This window comes from Dapis brunnea BLCC-M229 (assembly GCF_050015995.1).
In the GTDB taxonomy this organism is placed as follows: Bacteria; Cyanobacteriota; Cyanobacteriia; order Cyanobacteriales; family Microcoleaceae; genus Trichodesmium.
This window is the reverse complement of sequence record NZ_JBNHEP010000091.1, coordinates 48,937-70,110: the sequence shown is the minus strand read 5'-3', so window position 1 is coordinate 70,110 and position 21,174 is coordinate 48,937. Positions and strand designations below refer to the sequence as shown.

7 protein-coding genes are annotated in these 21,174 nt (G+C 41.6%); 4 read left to right on the top strand and 3 right to left on the bottom strand.

Annotated features, from left to right (window positions below; genetic code table 11):
- Nucleotides 1-232 precede the first annotated feature (232 nt).
- The 4 genes from ACP6PM_RS10470 to ACP6PM_RS10455 all read left to right on the top strand — a co-directional run bounded on the left by ACP6PM_RS10470 (nt 233) and on the right by ACP6PM_RS10455 (nt 5,204).
- The gene (locus ACP6PM_RS10470) at nt 233-1,444 is read left to right on the top strand and encodes a linear amide C-N hydrolase (protein ID WP_426584341.1); all 1,212 of its coding nucleotides are present in this window, start codon (nt 233-235) and stop codon (nt 1,442-1,444) included.
- 1,368 nt (nt 1,445-2,812) lie between these two features.
- Nucleotides 2,813-3,184 (top strand): nuclear transport factor 2-like protein, encoded by a 372-nt coding sequence (locus ACP6PM_RS10465; RefSeq protein WP_426584339.1) that lies wholly within the window; start codon nt 2,813-2,815, stop codon nt 3,182-3,184.
- Between the two features lie 86 nt (nt 3,185-3,270).
- Entirely contained in the window at nt 3,271-3,384 is a 114-nt protein-coding gene (locus ACP6PM_RS10460) for a helix-turn-helix domain-containing protein (RefSeq protein ID WP_426584337.1), read from the top strand.
- A 497-nt stretch (nt 3,385-3,881) separates the two neighbouring features.
- On the top strand, nt 3,882-5,204 hold the full coding sequence (locus ACP6PM_RS10455; RefSeq protein WP_426584335.1) for a phthiocerol/phthiodiolone dimycocerosyl transferase family protein: 1,323 nt from the start codon (nt 3,882-3,884) through the stop codon (nt 5,202-5,204).
- Nucleotides 5,205-5,549: 345 nt separating this feature from the next.
- Here the strand turns inward: ACP6PM_RS10455 and ACP6PM_RS10450 are convergent, their stop codons facing one another.
- From ACP6PM_RS10450 to ACP6PM_RS10440, 3 genes are read right to left on the bottom strand one after another with little or no spacing between them, the layout of a single operon-like run.
- Entirely contained in the window at nt 5,550-10,955 is a 5,406-nt protein-coding gene (locus ACP6PM_RS10450; protein WP_426584333.1) for an SDR family NAD(P)-dependent oxidoreductase, read from the bottom strand.
- 13 nt (nt 10,956-10,968) lie between these two features.
- The gene (locus ACP6PM_RS10445) at nt 10,969-14,445 is read right to left on the bottom strand and encodes a non-ribosomal peptide synthetase (protein WP_426584331.1); all 3,477 of its coding nucleotides are present in this window, start codon (nt 14,443-14,445) and stop codon (nt 10,969-10,971) included.
- Complete coding sequence (locus ACP6PM_RS10440) at nt 14,442-21,173, bottom strand: SDR family NAD(P)-dependent oxidoreductase (RefSeq protein WP_426584329.1); 6,732 nt, start codon at nt 21,171-21,173, stop codon at nt 14,442-14,444. Before ACP6PM_RS10440 ends, ACP6PM_RS10445 begins: the two co-directional genes overlap by 4 nt.
- Nucleotide 21,174 lies beyond the last annotated feature (1 nt).

Here is a 21,174-nt window from a genome sequence, read left to right as displayed (position 1 = left end):
TGTCAGCGCCAGTCGCTTATGGGGGAGACCCCCAAGACCGCGCTGGCTTGTCTGTGGAGCGACCTTAAGACCGGAAAGAGGCGAGGGCCTTGGAGGCAGGTGCATTGTTAGCGCAGCTCCTCTGTAAAGAGGCAGCAGAAAGCCCTAATCAGCGATGGTTAGAATCCCGAGCTGTCACGCAAGTGTAGCGTCGAGAAGATGTCAAAAAGCATGTATTGAACTTAATGATGAAATGATGAAGAAGCATAATTTGACCATCAAAAAGCTAGCAACTATATTGGTTGTACTTATTACTATCCTGTCCATGGCAGTAGTCCCACAGGCTCAGGCTTGTAGCAGGTTAGTCTACGAAAGTTCAAATGGACCAATTACTGCGCGCAGTATGGACTGGTTTCAGGACCCCGATGCTGAACTCTGGTTCTTTCCGAAAGGCATGGACCGTGATGGTGGAGCTGGTGACAACTCAATCACATGGACTTCAAAATATAGCAGTATCATTACCTCGAGCTATGGCCTCGCCACCGTTGATGGTATTAACGATCAGGGTCTCGTTGCCAATCTCCTCTTTTTGGAAGAGACGCAATACGGTGATGCTAAACCAGGGGATTCAACCTTGTCCGTTGGAGGTTGGGGTCAATTTGTCCTTGATAATTATGCAACCGTTCAAGAGGCAGTCACCGGTCTGCAAGACCTGCATGACCAGAACAACTTAAAGATCGTCACAGCCAGCTTTGGTGAGCTCATAGATCAAGGGCTTATGGACCCGCTGGAATCGAAACTGCTTCAAGCAACCCTGAAAGACGTGGATTTTTCACTTCACCTGTCGCTCTCGGATAAAAGTGGGGATTCAGCTATATTTGAATACATTAAGGGTGAACTAACAATCCATCACGATCACGAATACGATGTGCTGACTAATGACCCAACCTTTGACGAACAGCTTGCCCTCAATCAATCTTGGCTTACCCTCAATAACTATTGGGGTCAGCAGACCAAAAATGGGTCGTCATTTCTGCCAGGGAGCAACAGTGCCACATCTCGGTTCGTCCGGGCTAGCTATTACTTGACAACCATGGAGGATAATGTTGTTAAATCTAGACTGGAGCAAGATCGGCGGAGTGAGTTAGCTGCAGCGTTGGGCATCATCCGCAATGTCTCCGATCCACTCGGTCTTGATGGTTTCGCCTTCACCACCACCCAATGGCGGACTCTTGCGAACCAACGTACTTCGACCCAAAAGATTACTAATGAGCCAGCTACCTACTTTTTTGAATATACCAAGAGTCCGAATGTTTTCTGGGCTGATATAGACATACTGAAGGATAAAGGGGCAGGTGTGATGGTGTTTGACAGTGTTACCGATCCGAGATTGGCAGGCAATGTGTCAGAACAGTTCCATGAAACAGAACCTTTCTCCTGGGATATCTCCTCCACCATGGACTGATGATTCCTTGTAGATTCTTGATTACTGAATAATCAGGGGACAACCTTTGATATCCTCCCCGGCCTAAAGGCACGGGGATTCCTACTGAGCCGTAACTCTTCGGCAGGTTTACCCTTCATAGGCTGCTGCTACTTTGGCAGTAGTCTTATGCTTGCCTCTACGTCTGTTTAATGTCTCCGTTTCGCTATCCTACGGAATGCTAACGCAAACGCGACCTGAAAAGCGTTTGCGGAGTATTCCGTAGGATAGCCCCTCTGCAAGAAGCAGCTCCTCTGGAAGAGGCATGTCCTCCGGCTACTAATATATTTATCTCAACGTTTGCCCTTGACCCGCCCTCTCGGTCAGGGGAGCGTCGTATGGGAAAACCAATCAATAAGAGCGGTTCTTACAATAGTGTGCTATCCTCAATAGGATAAGGCTGCTGGGCTAGCAGTCTCTAGGGGAGCGGTCGGATTGGCGACGTACTGTGGAGCGACCGTAAGACCGAAAAGAGGGAAGGGCCTCGGAGGCAGGTGTGCGAGAAGCAGAAAGCCCCTATCAGTGATGTTAGGGAATCCCGCGCTGTCACGCAAGTGCAGCGTCGGGAGGATGTCAATAGTCAGACATTCCTTTATAGGCTTTGAATAATAACTAATGACTTTCGCAGCGGGGCGGCATTTCCTCCAAGCCCTTTAAGAAGTTAGCTTACCCGTCGCTTTTTGTGAGGCAAAGTTGGGGGCGACAACTAATACCAACTATCGAAAATAGCTGTAGACTTAGTTGCCCTGAATACTGGCCTTCCTGAATCAAGGTATGAAAATAAAAATCAAACAATCTCAAATACAGGACTTACGCAAAGACACTATATTATAGCGTATGATAAATAGATAGATCGCTAGTTAAATTTTCATCCGATCCCCCTAAATTTTCTAACCAAAACTCAACTTTTAACAAGTTAAATAAGTGTGATTTTGATAGTTGTTATAGCAATTCTCATAGTCATGAGTGACATTGCTTATCCTTTTAAAGCAAAAGGCAATATTTAAGAGGATTGTAAGAGAATCAACCTGAAATAAGACTGTACCTCATAAATTAGATAAACGCTATATTCAATAGTTTAGCAATTACCAAAAAATACAAATCATACCCACGCATCAGCAACGCCTAAAAATTTTTTGGTTGATTTTTGAGAAACTATGGTTTAAAATAAACTAGACAGGACTTACGCAAAACCGCCATATCTAGGCGAATGGCATTCGCCCCTACGGATAGTCTGTTTTCTAAGAATTTGCGTAAGTCCTGCTAGAATGAAAATTAAGCAATTTGAACTGAAAAATGGCAACACCAGAAGAGAATATACAGGTAGTGAAGAAATTCTTCGACACACTAATGGAAACATCCATATTTGATATGGATGAAGTATCAGATAATATAGAATGGTTTGTGTCTTGTTCTCCAGATTCACCATTCTATGGTAACTGCCAAGGGAAAGAAGCAGTAAACAAGTGTTTGCAACTGATATCTCAGATATGTGATGAAGACAAGATGGAAGTGGGCACGAGCGATTTTGTGGCCTTAGGCAACAAGGTTGTGGTTACTGGCTGGGAAAAAATTTATTTCAGGGTGGAAGAGGGGATAAATGAGCATATGCAGTCATACAATTGCGTCTGGGTATTTACCCTAGAAGATGGTATAATCTTAAAGTACGAGGAAATCACGAATGTTGCCGTAGATGGAATGTTTAACTATCCAAACCCATAAAAAAAATTGAGGATAGATAGATGGGGGGTTTGTAACTGTTGGCTAAAATCTGGTATTATCTATAAAAATCTGGGATTATCTGTTTTATGCTACTAGGATTCAAAACTGAACTGCATCCCACAAACCAGCAAAAAACGCTGCTGGCTAAACACGCGCTTTGTGGCTCGCCATGCTTGGAATTGGGGATTATGGTTAACTAGAAATATCCTTACTCACAATTCCAATAATCCTGATAGTAAACTATTTTTTCCTACTGCAATTGACCTGCATAAACTTTTAGTAGCAATAGTTATTAGGTTTAACTATTGCTACTATGAAGTATCTAAAACAGCGCCTCAATATGCTTTAAGGCATTTATCTTTACTCTTGGAAGCGTTGTTTTAGTAAAGTGTCGGGAGTACCTAAATTTAAGAAAAAAGGTAAAGACGATAGCTTCACTTTAGATGGTTCAATATCAGTAGGTTTTAATTCTCATTACCAGGACTGACGCAAAGACACCATACACAGCGCCTGTTAATTTAGGCGATCGCTTAAGAAATTGTGGAATTATTCTATTTTTCATCTGGTTTGTGACTCAAATTCTATATCATCTGTAGAAGATTGGATCGGGTCATTAGTAACAATATATTCTGTTCTTTTGGCAGAAACAAAAGTTTGATTTTGGATGGGTCTCAGGTAAGAGTAGGTGATGTGGCAAATGGAAGAAAAATTGTCAATGATTGATAACAGAAAACTCTGTGGCGCAGAGCAAGTACCCGAAATATTGAATCGCCTTACTAGTTCATCCAATGTATTGGTGATCGGACGCATATTGGGTCCTCTGAGTAAAGAAGTTGTCAGACAAGCACTTGATCTTATTCAAGACCATCATGCTCGACTCAATTCTCGAATCGTCGGTGATTTGGATGATCTTCGTTTTGAAACTGGTGCAAAAAAAATTCCTTTGCGAATTGTGGATAAGCAGCATGAGGGACAATGGCAAGAAACAGTTATCGAAGAACTAAACACCCAAATTGAGAGTAGTGAAGTGCTGTTGCGAGCTGTACTTGTCCAAGAACAAGAGCTTAGTAAAAACAGTGCTAGCTATCTGATTATCACAATACACCATACCATCGCGGACGCTTTATCAAGTATCCAGTTATATTCAGAACTCTTGAGCTACTGCTCGAAAGTTGCCTCTGGCGAACCGCTCGTTCCAATGTCCAGGTTACTGGCGCTTCCATCTATAGATGAGTTATTTCCCCCATCAACAAAAGGCTTCAGAGCTAATATCAATATCCTGTTGTCTTTGCTGCGATCTCAGTTCAAACTGCTTTGGTATCGACCAGAAAGCTTGGGCATTGAAAAGTCTGTACCTGTTGAGTTACGGCGTTGTGGCAATGTTTATAGACACTTAGATGCTGAATTTACTCAACAGCTGGTCAATCGTTGCCGTCAAGAAAAGACAACAGTACAAGGTGCTTTATGCGCAGCAATGATGTTTGCTGTAAGGAAAAAAATTAGGCCAGAGCAGAAAACGGGTATGTCTTGTCGGAGTTATATTGATTTACGCAAATACTTGAAACCAGTAGTCTGCCATGAAAACATGGGGTCAGTGGTTTCTGGTGTAACTTCATTTCACACTCTAAGTACAAATACATCCTTTTGGGAATTAGCACGGGATGTGACCCAACAGCTAAAAGTTGGTTTAAAGCGGGACGATATCTTCATCGAAATGCTGTTTTTGAGGAAGATTACCGAGGTTATGATCTCACGCCCTAGCCAAGTACCTGTAACAGTGGGACTCTCCAATGTTGGTCGAGTAAACATTCCCAAAGTTTATGGTCAATTTGAACTTTCAGACATCAGTTTCGTTGCTTCACTGGCTATATTGGAGGATTTTTTTATAGCTTATGTTGCAACCTTTGAAGGCAAAATGTTTTTACATTTTCCCTTTTCTGTGCCTGCAATCAGCCAGGAGACAATGGAAACTCTTGTAGATAGTGTCCTGTCCTGTCTAGTTGATGCTAGCAAAGGTTGATAGCTAGGGCTTGCTGAATAAAGCTGTAATATCATGTTCGGATAACCACTTATAATAAAGTATATGGTTTGTAGTAGGGCTTCAGCCGTATCTACAGTTGGGGCTGAAGCCCTACTACGAACTTTAATTATAATAACTATTTAACCGAACATAATATAACTCAGACTCGAAAAGGGTTTTGGCCTAATATAAGCAAGCCTTGTGCAAGTTTTTGCTGTTCTTGGACTCAAAATCGAAGCATTTGGTGGAGGGTTACTGCTTGGAGTCTCCTGCTAGACCGACAGTGTAGTAAGCTGTGTGGCGTCTAGATTCCCCCTGTAGCCTTTTTCAGAAAACCCTAGCTAGTTAATTATTCTGTTCAAGGCAAACTTTGAGTTTTTCTGCTATAACCTGAACGTGGGGGTCATAATTCATGGTAATATGAGTGCCACTAACTGTGTGGATCTCTATACCTGAAGCAGCTAGCTCAATCCAGGGGTATTCTGGATGTGCTGGGTCGTATTTTTCACGCCTGTCTTGGCCACGGAAAAAGATAATTTTTCCAGGATATATACGTGGTTTGTAGTCCCACATTGCCTCCATATTTGCCTTGAAGAGTCGGATGATTTGACGAGTTTGAGGGATATCCAAATTATTGGGCAGCAAGTTGGCAATCTTTGCTTGCTCTAAAGCATACATTACTTGTTCTTCAATATTGCCAACTTGTGGGAAAGAGTTGAAAGAAAATAAACTTTTGTCTAACTCGAATAGGGTATCAAGAATATAAGCAGCGATCTCTTGTTCATCTACTAATTTCACGCCCATGTTACCGGGACCAGGGGTATCGATCATGGCTAGCAATGCTACCTTTTCACCTTCTGCATGGAGTTGCTGTGCCATCTCAAAAGCTAAAGTACCTCCTAAAGAAGCACCTCCGAGAAAATATGCACCATTAGGTTGAATAGTGCGTATCGCTTTAATATATTCAGTTGCCATTTCCTCAATAGAGGTCGGCAATTCTGTTTTTCCATCTAAACCCAGTGCTTGGATAGCGTAAACTGGTATATCTGAGCCTAAATAACGAACTAAATCCCTGTACATATAGACTGTTCCACCAACAGCGTGTAATAAGAAAAGAGGCTGTTTGTTATTGTTCCCAGCTTGAAATTCAATTATCAAAGAGGAACGCCCTTGTGCTGTTTTCTGACCCAGAATATTTTGAGATGAAGTTGTGGCCTGAATTAATTCAAAAAGCTTGGCAATAGTACCAGAATTTAATATGCTCTCTAGAGGCAGCTCAATTTGCAAGGTTTCGCGTAATTTATAAATTATCTGAACTGCTATGACCGAATCTCCTCCCAAATCAAAAAAATCATCGTGAATACCTACAAACTCAATTCCGAGAAATTTTTTCCAACTTTCGGCAATCTGCTTTTCTAGTTGATTGCGGGGAGCTACATAAGCGTTAATTAGTTGCGGTCGTGGATGTTCTGGTTGGGGTAAATGATCCTGTACTCTTTTTTTTAAGGAACTCAAAAATTGATCGCTATTGTCGAGTTTGAGGCGAGACTGTAAATGTCCGGTTGAGACAAGAACTTGAGGTAGTTCATTCCCGATAATGCGACTAAAAACATCTACGCCTTCTGTGGGTAATAAACCGAGATTATGGTCGTATGATATAGTCCCCGATCTTTGCTGGGCTGCTTCTTCTGCCATTCCAACTTCTTGCCAAGTATCCCAATTGATTGCTATAGTAAGCGCGCCATCTTTTGTACTTTTATACTGAGCAAAAGCATCCTCAAAGGCATTGGCTCCACAGTAGTCTATCTGCCCAAATACACCCATCATCGAATTGAGTGACGAACACAGAACAAAAAAATCAAGTTGAACATCTTGGAAAATAGTATTCAAAACTAGTGTCCCCTTGACTTTAGGTTCTAGAATGGTCGCTGCTCTTTCCCGTGTTTTTTGAAAAATCGTGCCTCCACCAGGAACTCCAGCGGCATGGATTACACCATTAATTGAGGCAAATTGCTCCCTTGATTGAGTTATAGCAGCTTGCATTTGTTTTAGGTTGGTAACATCTGCACTAACAATTAAAACTTCGGGACTAAGAGCTTCGATATCTCCCAATTTACGCATCTTTCTACTTGTGGCATCCATTTCATCGTGATTAGCCAGCCATTGTTCCCACTCTTCTCTTGGAGGAAATTTTGATCGCCCTATAAGGATCAGTTTTGCTTGTACGGTTTTTGCCAAATGTTCTGCTAGAGTAAGACCAATACCTCCTAGTCCACCTGTAATTAGATAAACTCCCTCTGGTTTTAATCGTAGGTTGGTTTTGTCTCCTTCCTCCAATCTGACTGGCTCAAAAGTTTGCACCCAGCGATCGCCCATTCGGTAGGCAACCATTTTCTCCGATTGCTCGATCGCCAATTCCAATCCGATTTGCTCTATCAGTATTTCTTCCTCTGGAGTTCCAGAATCTGGAAGCACCACATCAATACCCTTACAAATTATATTAGGATATTCTTGGCCGATAGTTAGAATTGGTCCTGTTACAGTTGCTTGCTCTGGGTTTAACAAAGCTTCGTCGCCAATTTTCTGCATATTGTTGGTCACTACCCCCAGCAGCAATTCGCCACTAATCTGCTGTCTTCCCAGTGCCTTGGCAAGGAACAACAAGCTGTAAAAGCCTAGATTTTGTGACTTTTCCACCCACTCAATTTCTAATTTATCCTTACTCTTAGCCGCGACACTCCATAAATGAAGGATAGTTTTTGGGTTCTCGTTCCGTTCACACAGTTCTTGACATAAGGCGTGATAGTCATTCTCTTCTTCAGGATTGACATTATAGAGGCGATCGCTTATTTTTTTAAACTCCGTCCCGACTCTGACTGTAATAACATTCTGACCATCCCTTTCCATTTTTTCCACTATTTTGTCACCCAAACCAAACTCATCAGCAAACACGAGATGGGTAGTGGGGATAATAGGCTTAGTATTATTACTATTAGAGCGTTTCCAAGATGGAATATAAAACCAGTCTGCCAGATCTGTTTTTTTCTCAAGTATGGATGGCTTGGGTTGTACATTCTGCTTTGGAGTTCTTCCACCAATCCAGTAACGCTGGCGCTCGAAAGGATAAGTAGGTAAGGGAATGCGGTAACGTTGTTGATGGCTGTAAAATCCCTCCCAATTTACCCGTACCCCAGCTAACCAAAGTTGACCCAATGTGTTGAGCAAGAAATCTAGATCGGAGCGCTTTTCTTGCGGATGACGCACTGAAGTTAGTAAAATCTGCTCATCTGCTTTATCTGGATGCCGTTTAGCTAAACTACTCAATGTCCGTCCTGGTCCAACTTCCAATAAGATTTGGGAACGATTGCGCAAAAAATTCTGTATACCTTCACCAAAGCGTACCGGTTGACGTAGATGTTTTGCCCAATATTTGGGATCTGTTGCTTGCTCTGCTGTAATCCAAGTACCAGTAACATTGGAAATATAGGGAATTTCTGGAGGATGCAACGGTAGTTGTTTAATATACTCTACAAATGGCTCTACAACTGCCTCCATCATCTGAGAATGAAAAGCATGGGAAGTATGGAGACGACGGGACTCTATCTTTTGTTCCGACAACTGCTGCTGCAAACTATCAATCGCGTCTATTGGACCTGAAACTACACATTGGGATAACCCATTAATCGCAGCCACAGAAAGTTGATTATCCAGCAGAGTTTGCCACTCTTGCTCTGAGAGAGATACAGCTAGCATTGCTCCTGGAGGCTGTTGCTGCATCAGTTGTCCCCGTTTCGCCACCAAAGCAAGAGCATCTTCTAAGGAAAGCACACCAGCAAGAGTAGCTGCTACATATTCACCAATGCTGTGTCCTATCATTGCTTGAGGAGACACGCCCCACTCTTGCCATAAAATAGCTAAAGTGTATGAAACTACAAATATTGCTGACTGAGCGATCGCTGTCTGTTTAAGTTGTAACGATGCTGTTTCTGTCTGTTCTGGTTGTGGATAGAGGATATGACGCAGGTCAATTCCTAAATGTGGAATCAGTAGTTCTGAGCAACTATCTACCTGAGCGCGGAAAGTTGGTTCTGTTTGGTATAATTCCTGCGCCATATTTACATATTGAGAACCCTGACCTGAAAACATAAACACTACAGGCCGTTCGGTAGACTCTTGGTAGTGAGTTAAAACTGGTTGGAATTCCGGATTAGAAAGTGCTTTGAGGGCATCATCTATATTTTGGCAGACTAACATTCGGCGATGCTCGAATGCTGTACGACCTACTTGCAGGGTATAGGCAACATCTGCAAGGTTAATTTCTGGATGCTGTTTTAAGTGTGCTGCGAGGTTAGTCGTTGCCGTTTCTAAGGCGGAATTTGTTTTGGCAGAAAGCATCAACAATTGCCAGGGTCGAGATGTTGAGGATAATTCTAAAGTAGGAGGTTCTTCAAGAATTACATGAGCATTTGTGCCACCAATACCAAAAGAACTTACTCCAGCGCGACGAGGTGTTCCGTTGGTGTTCCATTCTGAGAGAGTAGTATTAACGTAGAAAGGGCTATTAGCTAAGTCAATTACGGGGTTTGGTGTTTCAAAATTCAGGCTTGGTGGTAGTTTTTTATGTTTGAGGGCTAAAACAGTTTTGATCAAACCAGCAACCCCTGCTGCTGCATCTAGATGCCCCATATTAGTTTTCAGGGAACCAATGGCACAAAAACCTTTTTTTTCAGTAGTCCCTCTAAACACTTTAGTTAAAGCTGCAATTTCAATTGGGTCTCCTAGAGGAGTTGCGGTTCCATGAGCTTCTATATAGGAAATTGTTTCCGGGTCAACTCCAGCTATTGACTGTGCTTCAGAAATCACTGCTGCTTGACCTTCTACACTAGGAGCAGTGTAGCCAACTTTTGACGAACCGTCATTGTTGATAGCAGATCCTTTAATCTGAGCATAGATGTAGTCCCCATCTGCGATCGCATCTTCCAATCTTTTCAAGACCACAATACCTAAGCCAGAACCAACTAAAGTACCTTTGGCTTTAGCATCAAAAGTACGACAATGTCCATCAGGAGAAAGAATCATTCCCTCTTGATATAAATAACCTGTTTTTTGGGGAACTTGAATGGAAACACCACCTGCTAAAGCCATATCACATTCACCACTGAGTAAGCTTTGGCAAGCTAGATGAACGGCAACTAAAGAAGTAGAACAAGCAGTTTGAACAGTAATACTTGGCCCTGTTAAATTTAGTTTGTAAGAAACCCGCGTTGATAAGAAATCATTACCATTCCCCAGAAAGAATTGATAAGAATTTCCTGGTTCTAAAGTTTCTATATAGGGATATAGATTGTTGCGTGCATAACTATTTTCACTCAGACCTGCATAAACTCCAATAGCACCAGAATAAGTTTGTGAATCATAGCCAGCAACTTCTAGTGCTGCAACCGCACTTTCCAAGAATAAGCGCTGTTGTGGGTCGATTATTTCAGCTTCTCTGGGATTATAGTCAAAGAAATTAGCATCAAATAGATCAATACCTGAAATTACAGATCCTGCTTTAACATAATTCGCCTTTTTTAACAAGGTATGGTCGATCCCTTCCTGTAATAATTCTTCTTCAGAGAAAAAATCAATAGACTCCACACCCTGTTGTAAATTTTTCCAGAAAATATCAATGTCTTTAGCCTTGGGAAAACGACCAGAGAGGCCAATGATGGCTATCGCTGAATCATCAATAATATTAGTAGTAATCATTTGATTTATCAATTTATTTATTTCTACGATTCTGCTGTCTTTGTAGCCTTTGCTGTTTTATCGAAGTTTTCCTATCAGTACGAGCCTTTGCTTGACCAGTAGTTAAAGAATCAGTTTCTTGTTCCCTTTCTAAATCTATTAAATATTTTGAAAATTCCGATATATTGGGGTATTGAAACAGTTTGACTATTGAGATATCTTGTGCATATACTTCTTGTAACTTTTTGTGAACTTTAATTATTAGTAATGAATGACCTCCTAGTTCAAAGAAATTATCATAAATTCCCACTTTTTCTATCTGTAGAACCTCTTGCCAAATCTTAGCAATAAGTTCCTCTGTTTCCGTCTGAGGCATCACATAAGCTGTTGATAAACCTGAAGGAACAGTTTCAGGAACTGGCAACGCACGACGGTCAATCTTGCCGTTGGGAGTTAGAGGGAAAGCATCTAGCAAGACGAAAGCTGCCGGAATCATGTATTCAGGTAGCTTTTGCTTGAGGAATTGGCGAATTTCAGGAATTAGGGAGGTGTCTTGAGTAGATTCCTGCTTAGGAACTATATAGACTACTAGGCGTTTGCCTCCTACAGGGTCTGACTGAGCAATAACCACATTTTCCTTGACATCAGGGTATTGTGAAACGAAAGCTTCGATTTCTCCCATTTCAATGCGGAAACCTCTGATTTTCACTTGATGGTCAATGCGACCAATAAATGCTATGTTGCCATCAGAAAGATAACGTACTAAGTCTCCTGTTTTATATAACCTTGTGGATTTTGAGTTGTCAAAGGGGTTGGGAATAAATTTCTCAGTTGTGAGTTCGGGGCGGTTATGGTAGCCTCTTGCTAGTCCATCTCCTCCAATGTATAATTCTCCTACTACTCCTATCGGTACTGGTTGTAAATGGAAGTCTAGTATATATACTTGGGTATTGGCAATAGGGCGACCAATAGTGGGTTGAGTTGTAGTTCCCTTTTTTAATAAAGTAAATGTGGTATAGGTTGTGTATTCCGATGGTCCATAGAGATTATATACACCCTGAATGTTTTCTTGCTGATAGAGTCTTTGCACCAGTTGATTTGAGAATGGTTCCCCTGCTAAGTTGATTACTTTAACTGAATCAGGTATAGCATTGATGCTAGAAAGTTCTGTAATTACCGAAGGAACTGTATTAATTAAGGTGATTTCACTTTTAATATTAGGTAGAGCCAAAGCATTCTGAGCCAAAATCACTTGACCACCTTGACTCAAGGTAACAAATATTTCAAAAACAGATAAATCAAAACATATAGAGGTTGAAGCTAATACAGCAGCTAATTCTTTACTTGTAAACACCTGGGAAGCCCAGTAACAGAATGCTACTGGGCTATGATGTTCAATAGTAACCCCCTTTGGCTTTCCTGTAGACCCAGAAGTATAAATCACATAAGCTAAATTTTCTGGAGTTATTTGACTGTCAGGATTATCAATAGCTTCATTGGTAATAGTCTCCCCTATAGTATCCAAACACACTGTCTTTGCTTGATGCTCCGGTAAAGAATCCAAAACTGATTCACTTGCCAACAAAACTGTTGCTGCTGCATCCTCCAAAGTATAAGCCAACCGTTCTGATGGATAACTGGGATCAAGGGGTACATAAGCACCTCCTGCTTTCAGGATTGCTAACATTCCTACTATCATTAATGGCGATCTCTCTGCACAGATCCCCACTAGCACTTCTGGTCCTACTCCCAACTTTTGCATGTAGTGAGCTAGTTGATTGGCTTGTTTGTTCAACTCAGAATAAGTCAGTTTCTCCTCTTCAAAAACCACTGCTACTGCATCTGGTGTTTTCTCTACCTGTTCTTCAAATAACTGATGAATACACTTGTGATGAGGATAGTCCACCGCCGTATCATTCCAATCAACCAAAAGCTGCTGTCGTTCTGCTGCTGTCAGCAGTGGTAACCGACTAACTGGTTGTTGTGGATCGGCAACAATAGCCTCCAACAATGTCTGGAAATGACTCTGCATTCGATTAATCGTGCTCTGCTTAAACAAGTCTGTGTTATACTTGAATGCTCCACCTAAGCTATAGTCAGTTTGAATTATTTCCAAGTCCAAATCAGATTGCCCCTCCAATAGCATTATTGGGTAGGGGATTAAGCTCAATCCTCCCCAATTCTTAGAGGTATTGTCTTCACTAACATCACCCAAATCTCCTATTTGAAGTTTCTGTAGTAAAAATTGCGTTTGAAAAATTGGGGAATAACTTGAATCTCGTTGTGGCTGTAATTGCTCCACCATCAATCCAAAAGGAAAATCTTGATGATCCAGAGCTTCCAGAACAGTTTCCTGTGTCTGCATCAACAGATCAGTAAAACTGACTGTGTCTTTCAAAATGCTTCGCATAGGCATCATATTGACTAAATGCCCAACAATTCCTGTGAACTCTGGGTGACTTCTACCTGTCACTGGTGAGCCAACAATGATGTCTTCCTGGAGAGTATATCGATGAAGTAAGACCTGATAGACTGTCAGGAGCAGGGTGTAAAGTGATACTTTTCTCTTCTCAGCCAGATCCTTTAAGTGCTTGACCAACTCTGGGGATAAACCAAATTTACACGAATCACCTCTATAGGTTTGGACTGAGGGACGTGGATAGTCAGTATGTAGTTGCAGAACAGACAAATTTCCCCCTAGTTTTTCACGCCAATAGTCCAATGAATGTTTTCCCTTGGCACTAGCCAGTAGCTCTTGTTGCCAACGAATAAAGTCTTGATAAGTATGACTGGGAGGAACAAGTGAAATAGCCTGCTGAGTCTGTTGTTGCTGATAAAGAATAGGCAACTCTTCGAGCAAAAGATTTAATGACCAACCATCACAAATGATGTGGTGCATGGTCAGTATCAGGGTAAGCTCCTCTGCCCTCTGTGGGAAACATCTAACACGCACTAGAGAACCCTTTTCTAGGTCAAAAGGCTCTTGGTGAGCAGCAGCCAACCTTTGCCGCAATTCTGACTCACTCCAATCCGTAGCCTTGATTACTTGAAAGTCCAGGACAGGGGTTTCCACAATCTGTCGATAAGGTTTGCCATCCAAGTTTGGGAAACAAGTACGAAGATTTGCATGTCGCTTAAGTAAATGCTCAAATACCTTCTGCCAAGTTGAGATATTACTGGCGTTAAGCAGTTTACCTGCGAAGGAAACATTATAGGCATAACTATCTGGGTTTAGATACCATACAAACCATAGGGACTGTTCATTTATAGATAAGGTATCCTGGTTAGTTTCCTGATGAGGAGTATTTAGTGATTTTGAATTATTCTCAGAAGTAGCACTAATAGAATTGCGCTGAAGTAATCCCAATAATTCAGTTTTGTTTTTGGTAATAAGCTCCCTAGTTTCTTCAGTTAATTTCCCCTTGGTAACACGAATTTTTAGTTGATCGCCGTCAGCCAATAATTGGATACCTTCACTAGCGATTTTCGCTAAAACTTGATTTATGTTCATAAGGTAATTTCCTCTATATCTTCAGGTAAATATTCAGTATCTGAAGGAGCAGTAGAATAAGCAATTTGTTCCAACCAAATCTGTTGATTCACATGCTCACTTACCAAATTTGTGATGTTGGCAGTACTTGCTCCTCTTAATATGGTTTGGAAAGGTATATCTAATCCCAGTTGCCTTTTTAATAAATTGCGGATATCAGCTGCGCTCAAAGAGTCTACCCCCATATCTATCAGGGATTGATTTACATCTATTTGAGAAGCAGTCATTCCCAAACTTTCAGCTATTTTGCTTGTGACGTACTTCATCAACGTTCTGTCCCGTTCTTCTAATGAAAGAGCTCTGAGAGCCTCTAAAAAGCTATCATCCTCCCTTTTCACTGCTACCGAAGCAGTTAGGTCTTGCCAATCTGCCAAGAAAGGCCATTGGGCTACTCTCTCCTGCCACTCTGACCACTCCAGGGGAACTACTCCTACTTCTATATCCGAACCACTCATCAGTAGCTCTAGGGAATCTAGCATTTGAGTTGGATATATCGCACCCATTCCCTGCCTCTCTAGGCTAAAATCTGCATCTCGTTCTGCTACCTCTCCCACTTGAGTAACAGGTCCCCAATGAATACTCAATCCCGGCAATCCCATAGTTCTACGATAATGGGCTAAACCATCAAGAAACCCACTCGCTACAGCATTATTTCCTTGACCTGGTGAACCCAACAGAGATGCAACTGAAGAAAACAGTACAAAAAAGTCCAATGGTTGGTTTTGAGTCAATTGATGCAAATGCCAAGCACCTTTAACTTTGGATGCCATCACTTGCTCAAAGCCAGACCAATTCTGGTTTTGTAGCACTCCATCCGACAACATCCCTGCTGAATGGATTACTCCTGCCAGTGGTATGTTTGACTGCTCAATCTTGTGCAGTACTCTGGTCATTGATTCGACATCAGACACATCGGTTTGTTCGACTATCACTGAAGCTCCAGCTACTTCTAACTCAGTTATTTTTTTACTGGTAACATCATCGAGTGAATGACTTCCCAGCAACACCAGATGTTTGGCTCCTTTATCTACCATCCAACGAGCCACCAATAAGCCTAAACCTCCCATACCTGTAATCAAGTAGGTAGCATCCTCGCGGAAACTCAGAGGTTTTTGAGTAGTAGGATCGGCTTGTTGTTGTGTAGCTTGCTGATGAGAACTAGCCACCAATCGAGCCACATAACGCTCATCTCCACGCCATGCTACCTGGTCTTCCTTATCCTCCGACCAAATTTCCTGGAATAGTACCTCAGCTTGAGTCTCTATCGTCTGCTGTGGGTCTAAATCTATGCGCCCACACTTTAGCTCAGGATTTTCTAAGCTAATCACTTTCCCCATTCCCCACAGTGAAAATTGGGCTACTCCTGGTATGACTGGATTATTTGACGGTACTGGTTGAGCACCATTCGTCACTAACCATAACCGGGGCGATTGAGATAACTTGGCTTTGACTAAGGCTTGTACCAAAGATAAGGTAGTTCCACACCCTAGCTTCGATAAATTTTCTAATTCCTCAGAGCTAATATTTTTATCCACCCCTGCTTCGGTTGTCCAACATTGCACTACTCCCGATAACGATGGTGATTTGCTAGCTACAGCTTCTATGAGTTGCTCAAATTCTTCGGGATTATGAGGATTAATGCTAAATTCTTCCGGTGCAAGCTTTTGATACTTCTCTCCCGCGAATACTAAGGTACAAACGTCTCCTGCTGAACGCAGTTGACTAGCCAACTGTTGAGCAATTCCTTGTTTGTCTGCTAGTATCAACCAGCCCTTCGGTCTTGATGATGTTGATTCTGTTGTTGGAGCTGCTTGGGCAACAATTACGCCTTGTTGAGCGAATACTTCTGCCATTCCCTCCACTTCTGGCAGAGTAACTACTTGAGTAAAACCTGTTTCATTCAAAATCTGTTTCCACTGCTGGCGACTCAACAGAGGGTAGTCTGGTCGCAATTCATCATCAGTGAATCTCCACCATCCTTCTAATAGTCCAAAGATTAAATCCGAAAATCGAGATCGAGTTGTTGTTTCATACAAAACCAACATTCCCCCTGTTGCTAACAGTTTTCGCACATGGGACAATGTCTGCTTCATATTGGTGGTAGCATGAAGGACGTTGGCCGCAATAATTACATCATATTGATGAGATGCAAATCCTTGGCTGGTTGGATCTACCTCAATATCTAAAGTTTGATAGGCTAGGAATCGATAATCCTTGAATTTATCTTGGGCTTTACTGGTAAATAATGCACCAATATCAGTGAATATATATTCCGTTTGGTTAGGATTTAGATGGGGCAGAATATAACTTGTAGTTCCTCCTGTTCCTGCTCCGATTTCCAACAACCGTATCCCTCGACTCGATGGTAATTTCTCAATGGTTTGAGTGATGGTTTTTTGCACTATCGTGTTCATCACTTTCGTTACTTGTGAGTCTTGATAGAATTTAGTTGCTGTGGTCAAATCCCCTTGAGGGAACACCAGTTCTACCGGGTCTATTGCTCCTCGTAGTACGACCGCTAGTTGAGATGCACAACGGTCTAATAGTGTTAATCCTGCTGCTTCTTCTGGATATTGACTCAGTAAACTTTGGCTTTTTTGGGTAGGATTAACTTGCTCTAAGATTTGTTGCACCTGCCACTGTTGTTGATTAGGCTGGAGTATTCCTACTTCTGCTAGGATTTGTAGCAGACGCCCGAATAGTCGTCGCTGACTCCGAACTATACCTAAACGCTGGACTGCTGTCTCCAAGTCTAAGCTCTCTGTTGGCTTATATGACCAGCCCATTGATACCAATGCTTGCACTATATAATCTACGCTTAATTCTTCCACGCTCCTTCCTATTTCTGAGGTACGAGCATTATCTACTTGGGTTACTAATTCTGTTAGACTGGGAGTTAATTTTTGGGAAACTTCTACGGGAGCAAGCAAGAAATCAGGAGGTAGCAACCTGCCTAAAAGACCTTTGCTTCTCCATTCTACTTCATACAACCAATTAGTTATTGATTCTACTTCTGTTCCTAGTAAGGTCTGTTTATTCGCCTGTTTTACTTGTAAGCCTTTGACTGTGGCAATGATTTCTCCTTCTGGACTCACTAGCGTCAATTGAGCGGTTAAACTTTTTTCACTTTCCACTACAGGCGTGAGAACCGATGCGTAGGCCCACAGGGAAAGCCCTGGACTACGATATACTTTGAATTCCTCTACCCCTACTATCAGATAAGTTTTATCGCTGTCTACTTCTGGCAATGTATGAGCAATTATCTGCAAGGCTGCCTCTAAGAATGCAGGATGGAACTGATAGTCGGTTATTTGTGCTATCAATTCTTCGGGTAACTTAATCTGAGCCAATGCTTGGTTTTCACCAGACCATAACTCGTAGATGCCTTGGAAACTGCTACCATAATCAATCCCGAATTGCCTAGATTGTTGATAATGTTGTTTTACTTCTATGGATTGACTACACTCTGCTTTGTATTTTTCTAGATCTACTTTGGTTGGAGTTACATCTGTTTCGGCAGTTCGGATTTTTCCTGTGGCATGGAGTGTCCACTTCTGTTCCTCTTGGTTTTGTTGTTCCTGTTGAGAAAATATTTGGAATTGGTAGCTTTGATTTTCTAATGGGGTGAGTATGGTTTGGGCATTTGTCAATTCTCCTGCTGGTAGTATCCATCCTTTACTGATAGTTAGGTCTTCTATTACTATATGGGATGTTTTTAATTGGTGATTTCCTGCTGCTCTTGCTATTTCTAGGTAGCCTGTTGCGGGAAATACTGCTTGATTAAATATTCGATGGTGGCTCAGATAATTGGGTGAATTTTCTCCTATTTGTGATGAAAATATTTTTTGTTCGCTTGCACAATTTAGTTTTTGACCTAATAGTGGATGGATATTTTGGTCTGTTAACAATTGTTGTTTAGGCCAGAAGTTGAAGTTGTTGTTGGTTTCTATCCAATATCTTTCTCGTTGGAATGGATATGTGGGTAATGCTACTTTCTGACGACTATAGTCTGAGTCAAATCCTGACCAATCTATTGTGGCTCCTTTGACATACAATTGTCCTAAGCTATAGAGCATTTGTTGCCATTCATCTACTCCTGGACGTAATGATGGCAACCATTCTCCTACATCTTCTGTTACACATTGCCTTCCCATGGATAACAATATTGGTTTGGGTCCGATTTCCAGAAACGTTTCATATCCTTCCTCTTCTAGAGTTTTCATACTCTGGGCAAATTTTACTGGTTGACGCACATGAGCTACCCAATATTCAGCAGTGGTTATTTCTGCACCTACTTCTGTACCTGTGACGTTTGATATTAGTGGTATTTTCGCTTGATTATAGGCTATCTCTTTTGCTACTGCGGCAAATTCTGTTAACATTGGTTCCATCAATGTGGAATGGAAACCATGGGATACTTGTAGTTGTTTTGTCTTGACTCCCACAGATTCAAATAAACTACAAATATTTGTTATGGCTGCACTTTCACCTGAAATTACTATACTTTCTGGTCCGTTAACTGCTGCTATTGTTACTTGAGAACTATATTCTTTTATGGCTTCTGTTACCTGAGATTCTGATGCCATTACCGATACCATCTTACCTCCCGATGGTAGCTTTTGCATCAACTTGCCCCGCATGGCTATTAGTTTGAGACCGTCTTCTAGGCTAAATACTCCGGCAATGCAAGCTGCTACATATTCTCCTACGCTGTGACCCATAACTACATCTGGTATGACTCCCCATGATTCCCATAATTTGAAAAGGGCGTATTCCAGGGCAAATATAGCGGGTTGGGTATAAGCTGTTTGGTCTAATATATCAGAAGTTGACTTTTGTGCATCTTTAGGGTAAATGACTTCTAATAGAGGTACTTCCAGATAGGGTTGTAGAATTTCATTACATTGGTCTAAAGCTTGACGGAAAGTTGGTGCTTGTTCATACAGTCGCCTTCCCATATTCACATACTGAGAACCTTGACCTGTGAATAGGAATGCTATTTTGGGAGCTTCACTATTGGCTTTTCCTGAAAATACTCCTACTAATTCTGCCTGAGTTTTCCACCCAAGCAGTTTCTCTATTAATTCTTTGGTCTCAGATGCAATAACCCCTAGTCGATGATTAAAATGTGCTCTGCCTGTAGAAGCTATATAACAGACATCTGCTAGTACTAACTCAGGATTAGTTTCTAGATAACTTTGATAACTACTGACTAACTCATCGAGAGCCTTTTCTGTTTTAGCTGATAGAGTTAATAGATGAATCGGACGTTCAACAACATTCTGAGTTGTTACTATTGAGGGAGCCTCCTCCAAAATTATATGAGCATTAGTACCACCCATACTAAAGGAACTAATTCCTGCTAGTCTTGGTTTGCCCTCACAAGACCAAGGAATTAATGAAGTAGGAATTTTTATTGGTAATCTATCCCAATCTAGAAGAGGGTTAGGTTGTTTGAAATGTAAATGAGGAGGGATTTCCTGATGCTGAAGGGCTAAAATTACCTTCATCAAAGATGATACACCTGCTGCTGCCTCTAAATGCCCAATATTAGTCTTTACTGACCCCACAATTAAAGGGCGATCTGCTGGACGATTTTTACCGTATACTTCTGCCAAAGCTTCTATCTCGATGGGATCTCCTAAAGAAGTTCCTGTACCGTGAGCCTCCAAATAACTAATTTGATGAGGTTCTAACTTGGTATTTGTCAGAGCTTGTTGAATTACCTGTTTCTGAGCCATTTTATTTGGAACTGTCACCCCACTACTTGGCCCATCGTGATTAACAGCAGAACCTCGAATAAGGGCTAAGATTGAATCTCTATCAGAAATAGCATCAGACAAACGCTTCAAAACTAGGACACCACATCCTTCTCCCTGAGCATAACCATTTGCACCAGCATCAAAGGTTTTGCAACGACCATCTGGAGATAGTGCTTTCAGTTGGCAACGACCAATAGTACTGATGGGCGATAATATTAAATTTACTCCACCCACTAATGCTAAGTTGGATTCTCCTAAACGTAAGCTCTGACAAGCTAGATGGGTACCAACTAAAGAACTTGAACAAGCTGTATCTACCTGTATATTAGACCCCTGCAAACCCAAGAGATGAGAAATACGACCTATACCAACACTTCTATTATTGCTAACAGTTATATTATTGCCAATTTGATTTTGGTGCATTAGACTTACAGCAGAATAGTCATCTGTGGAGATGCCCATGAATACACTTGTCTGACTATTCTTAAGGTTTGCCCATGTTTGTCCGGCATTTTCTAATGCTTCCCAGGTTACTTCTAAGAGTAATCTATATTGAGGATCTAAAATAACTGCCTCTCTAGGAGCAATACCAAAAAATAAGGGGTCAAATTGGTCAACTTGCTTGATAAACCCACCTTCTTTAGTGTAGGCTTTCCCGGAAACTTCTGGGTCGGGATCGTAATAAGCATTCACATCCCAACGATCCGGAGGAACTGGTGTAATTGTATCTATACCATCATGTAATAAATTCCAGTATGTTGATGGGTCATTAGCTCCTCCAGGAAATCGACAGGCCATACCTACAATTGCGATAGGTTCTGTTTGGGCCTTGTTTACGGCATCGAGCCTACTGCGCATTTCTTGGAGAGCTTTTAGGACTTGTTGAGATGAGAACTTTTGTTCCGTTGTTTGAGAAATTTTGTTCATT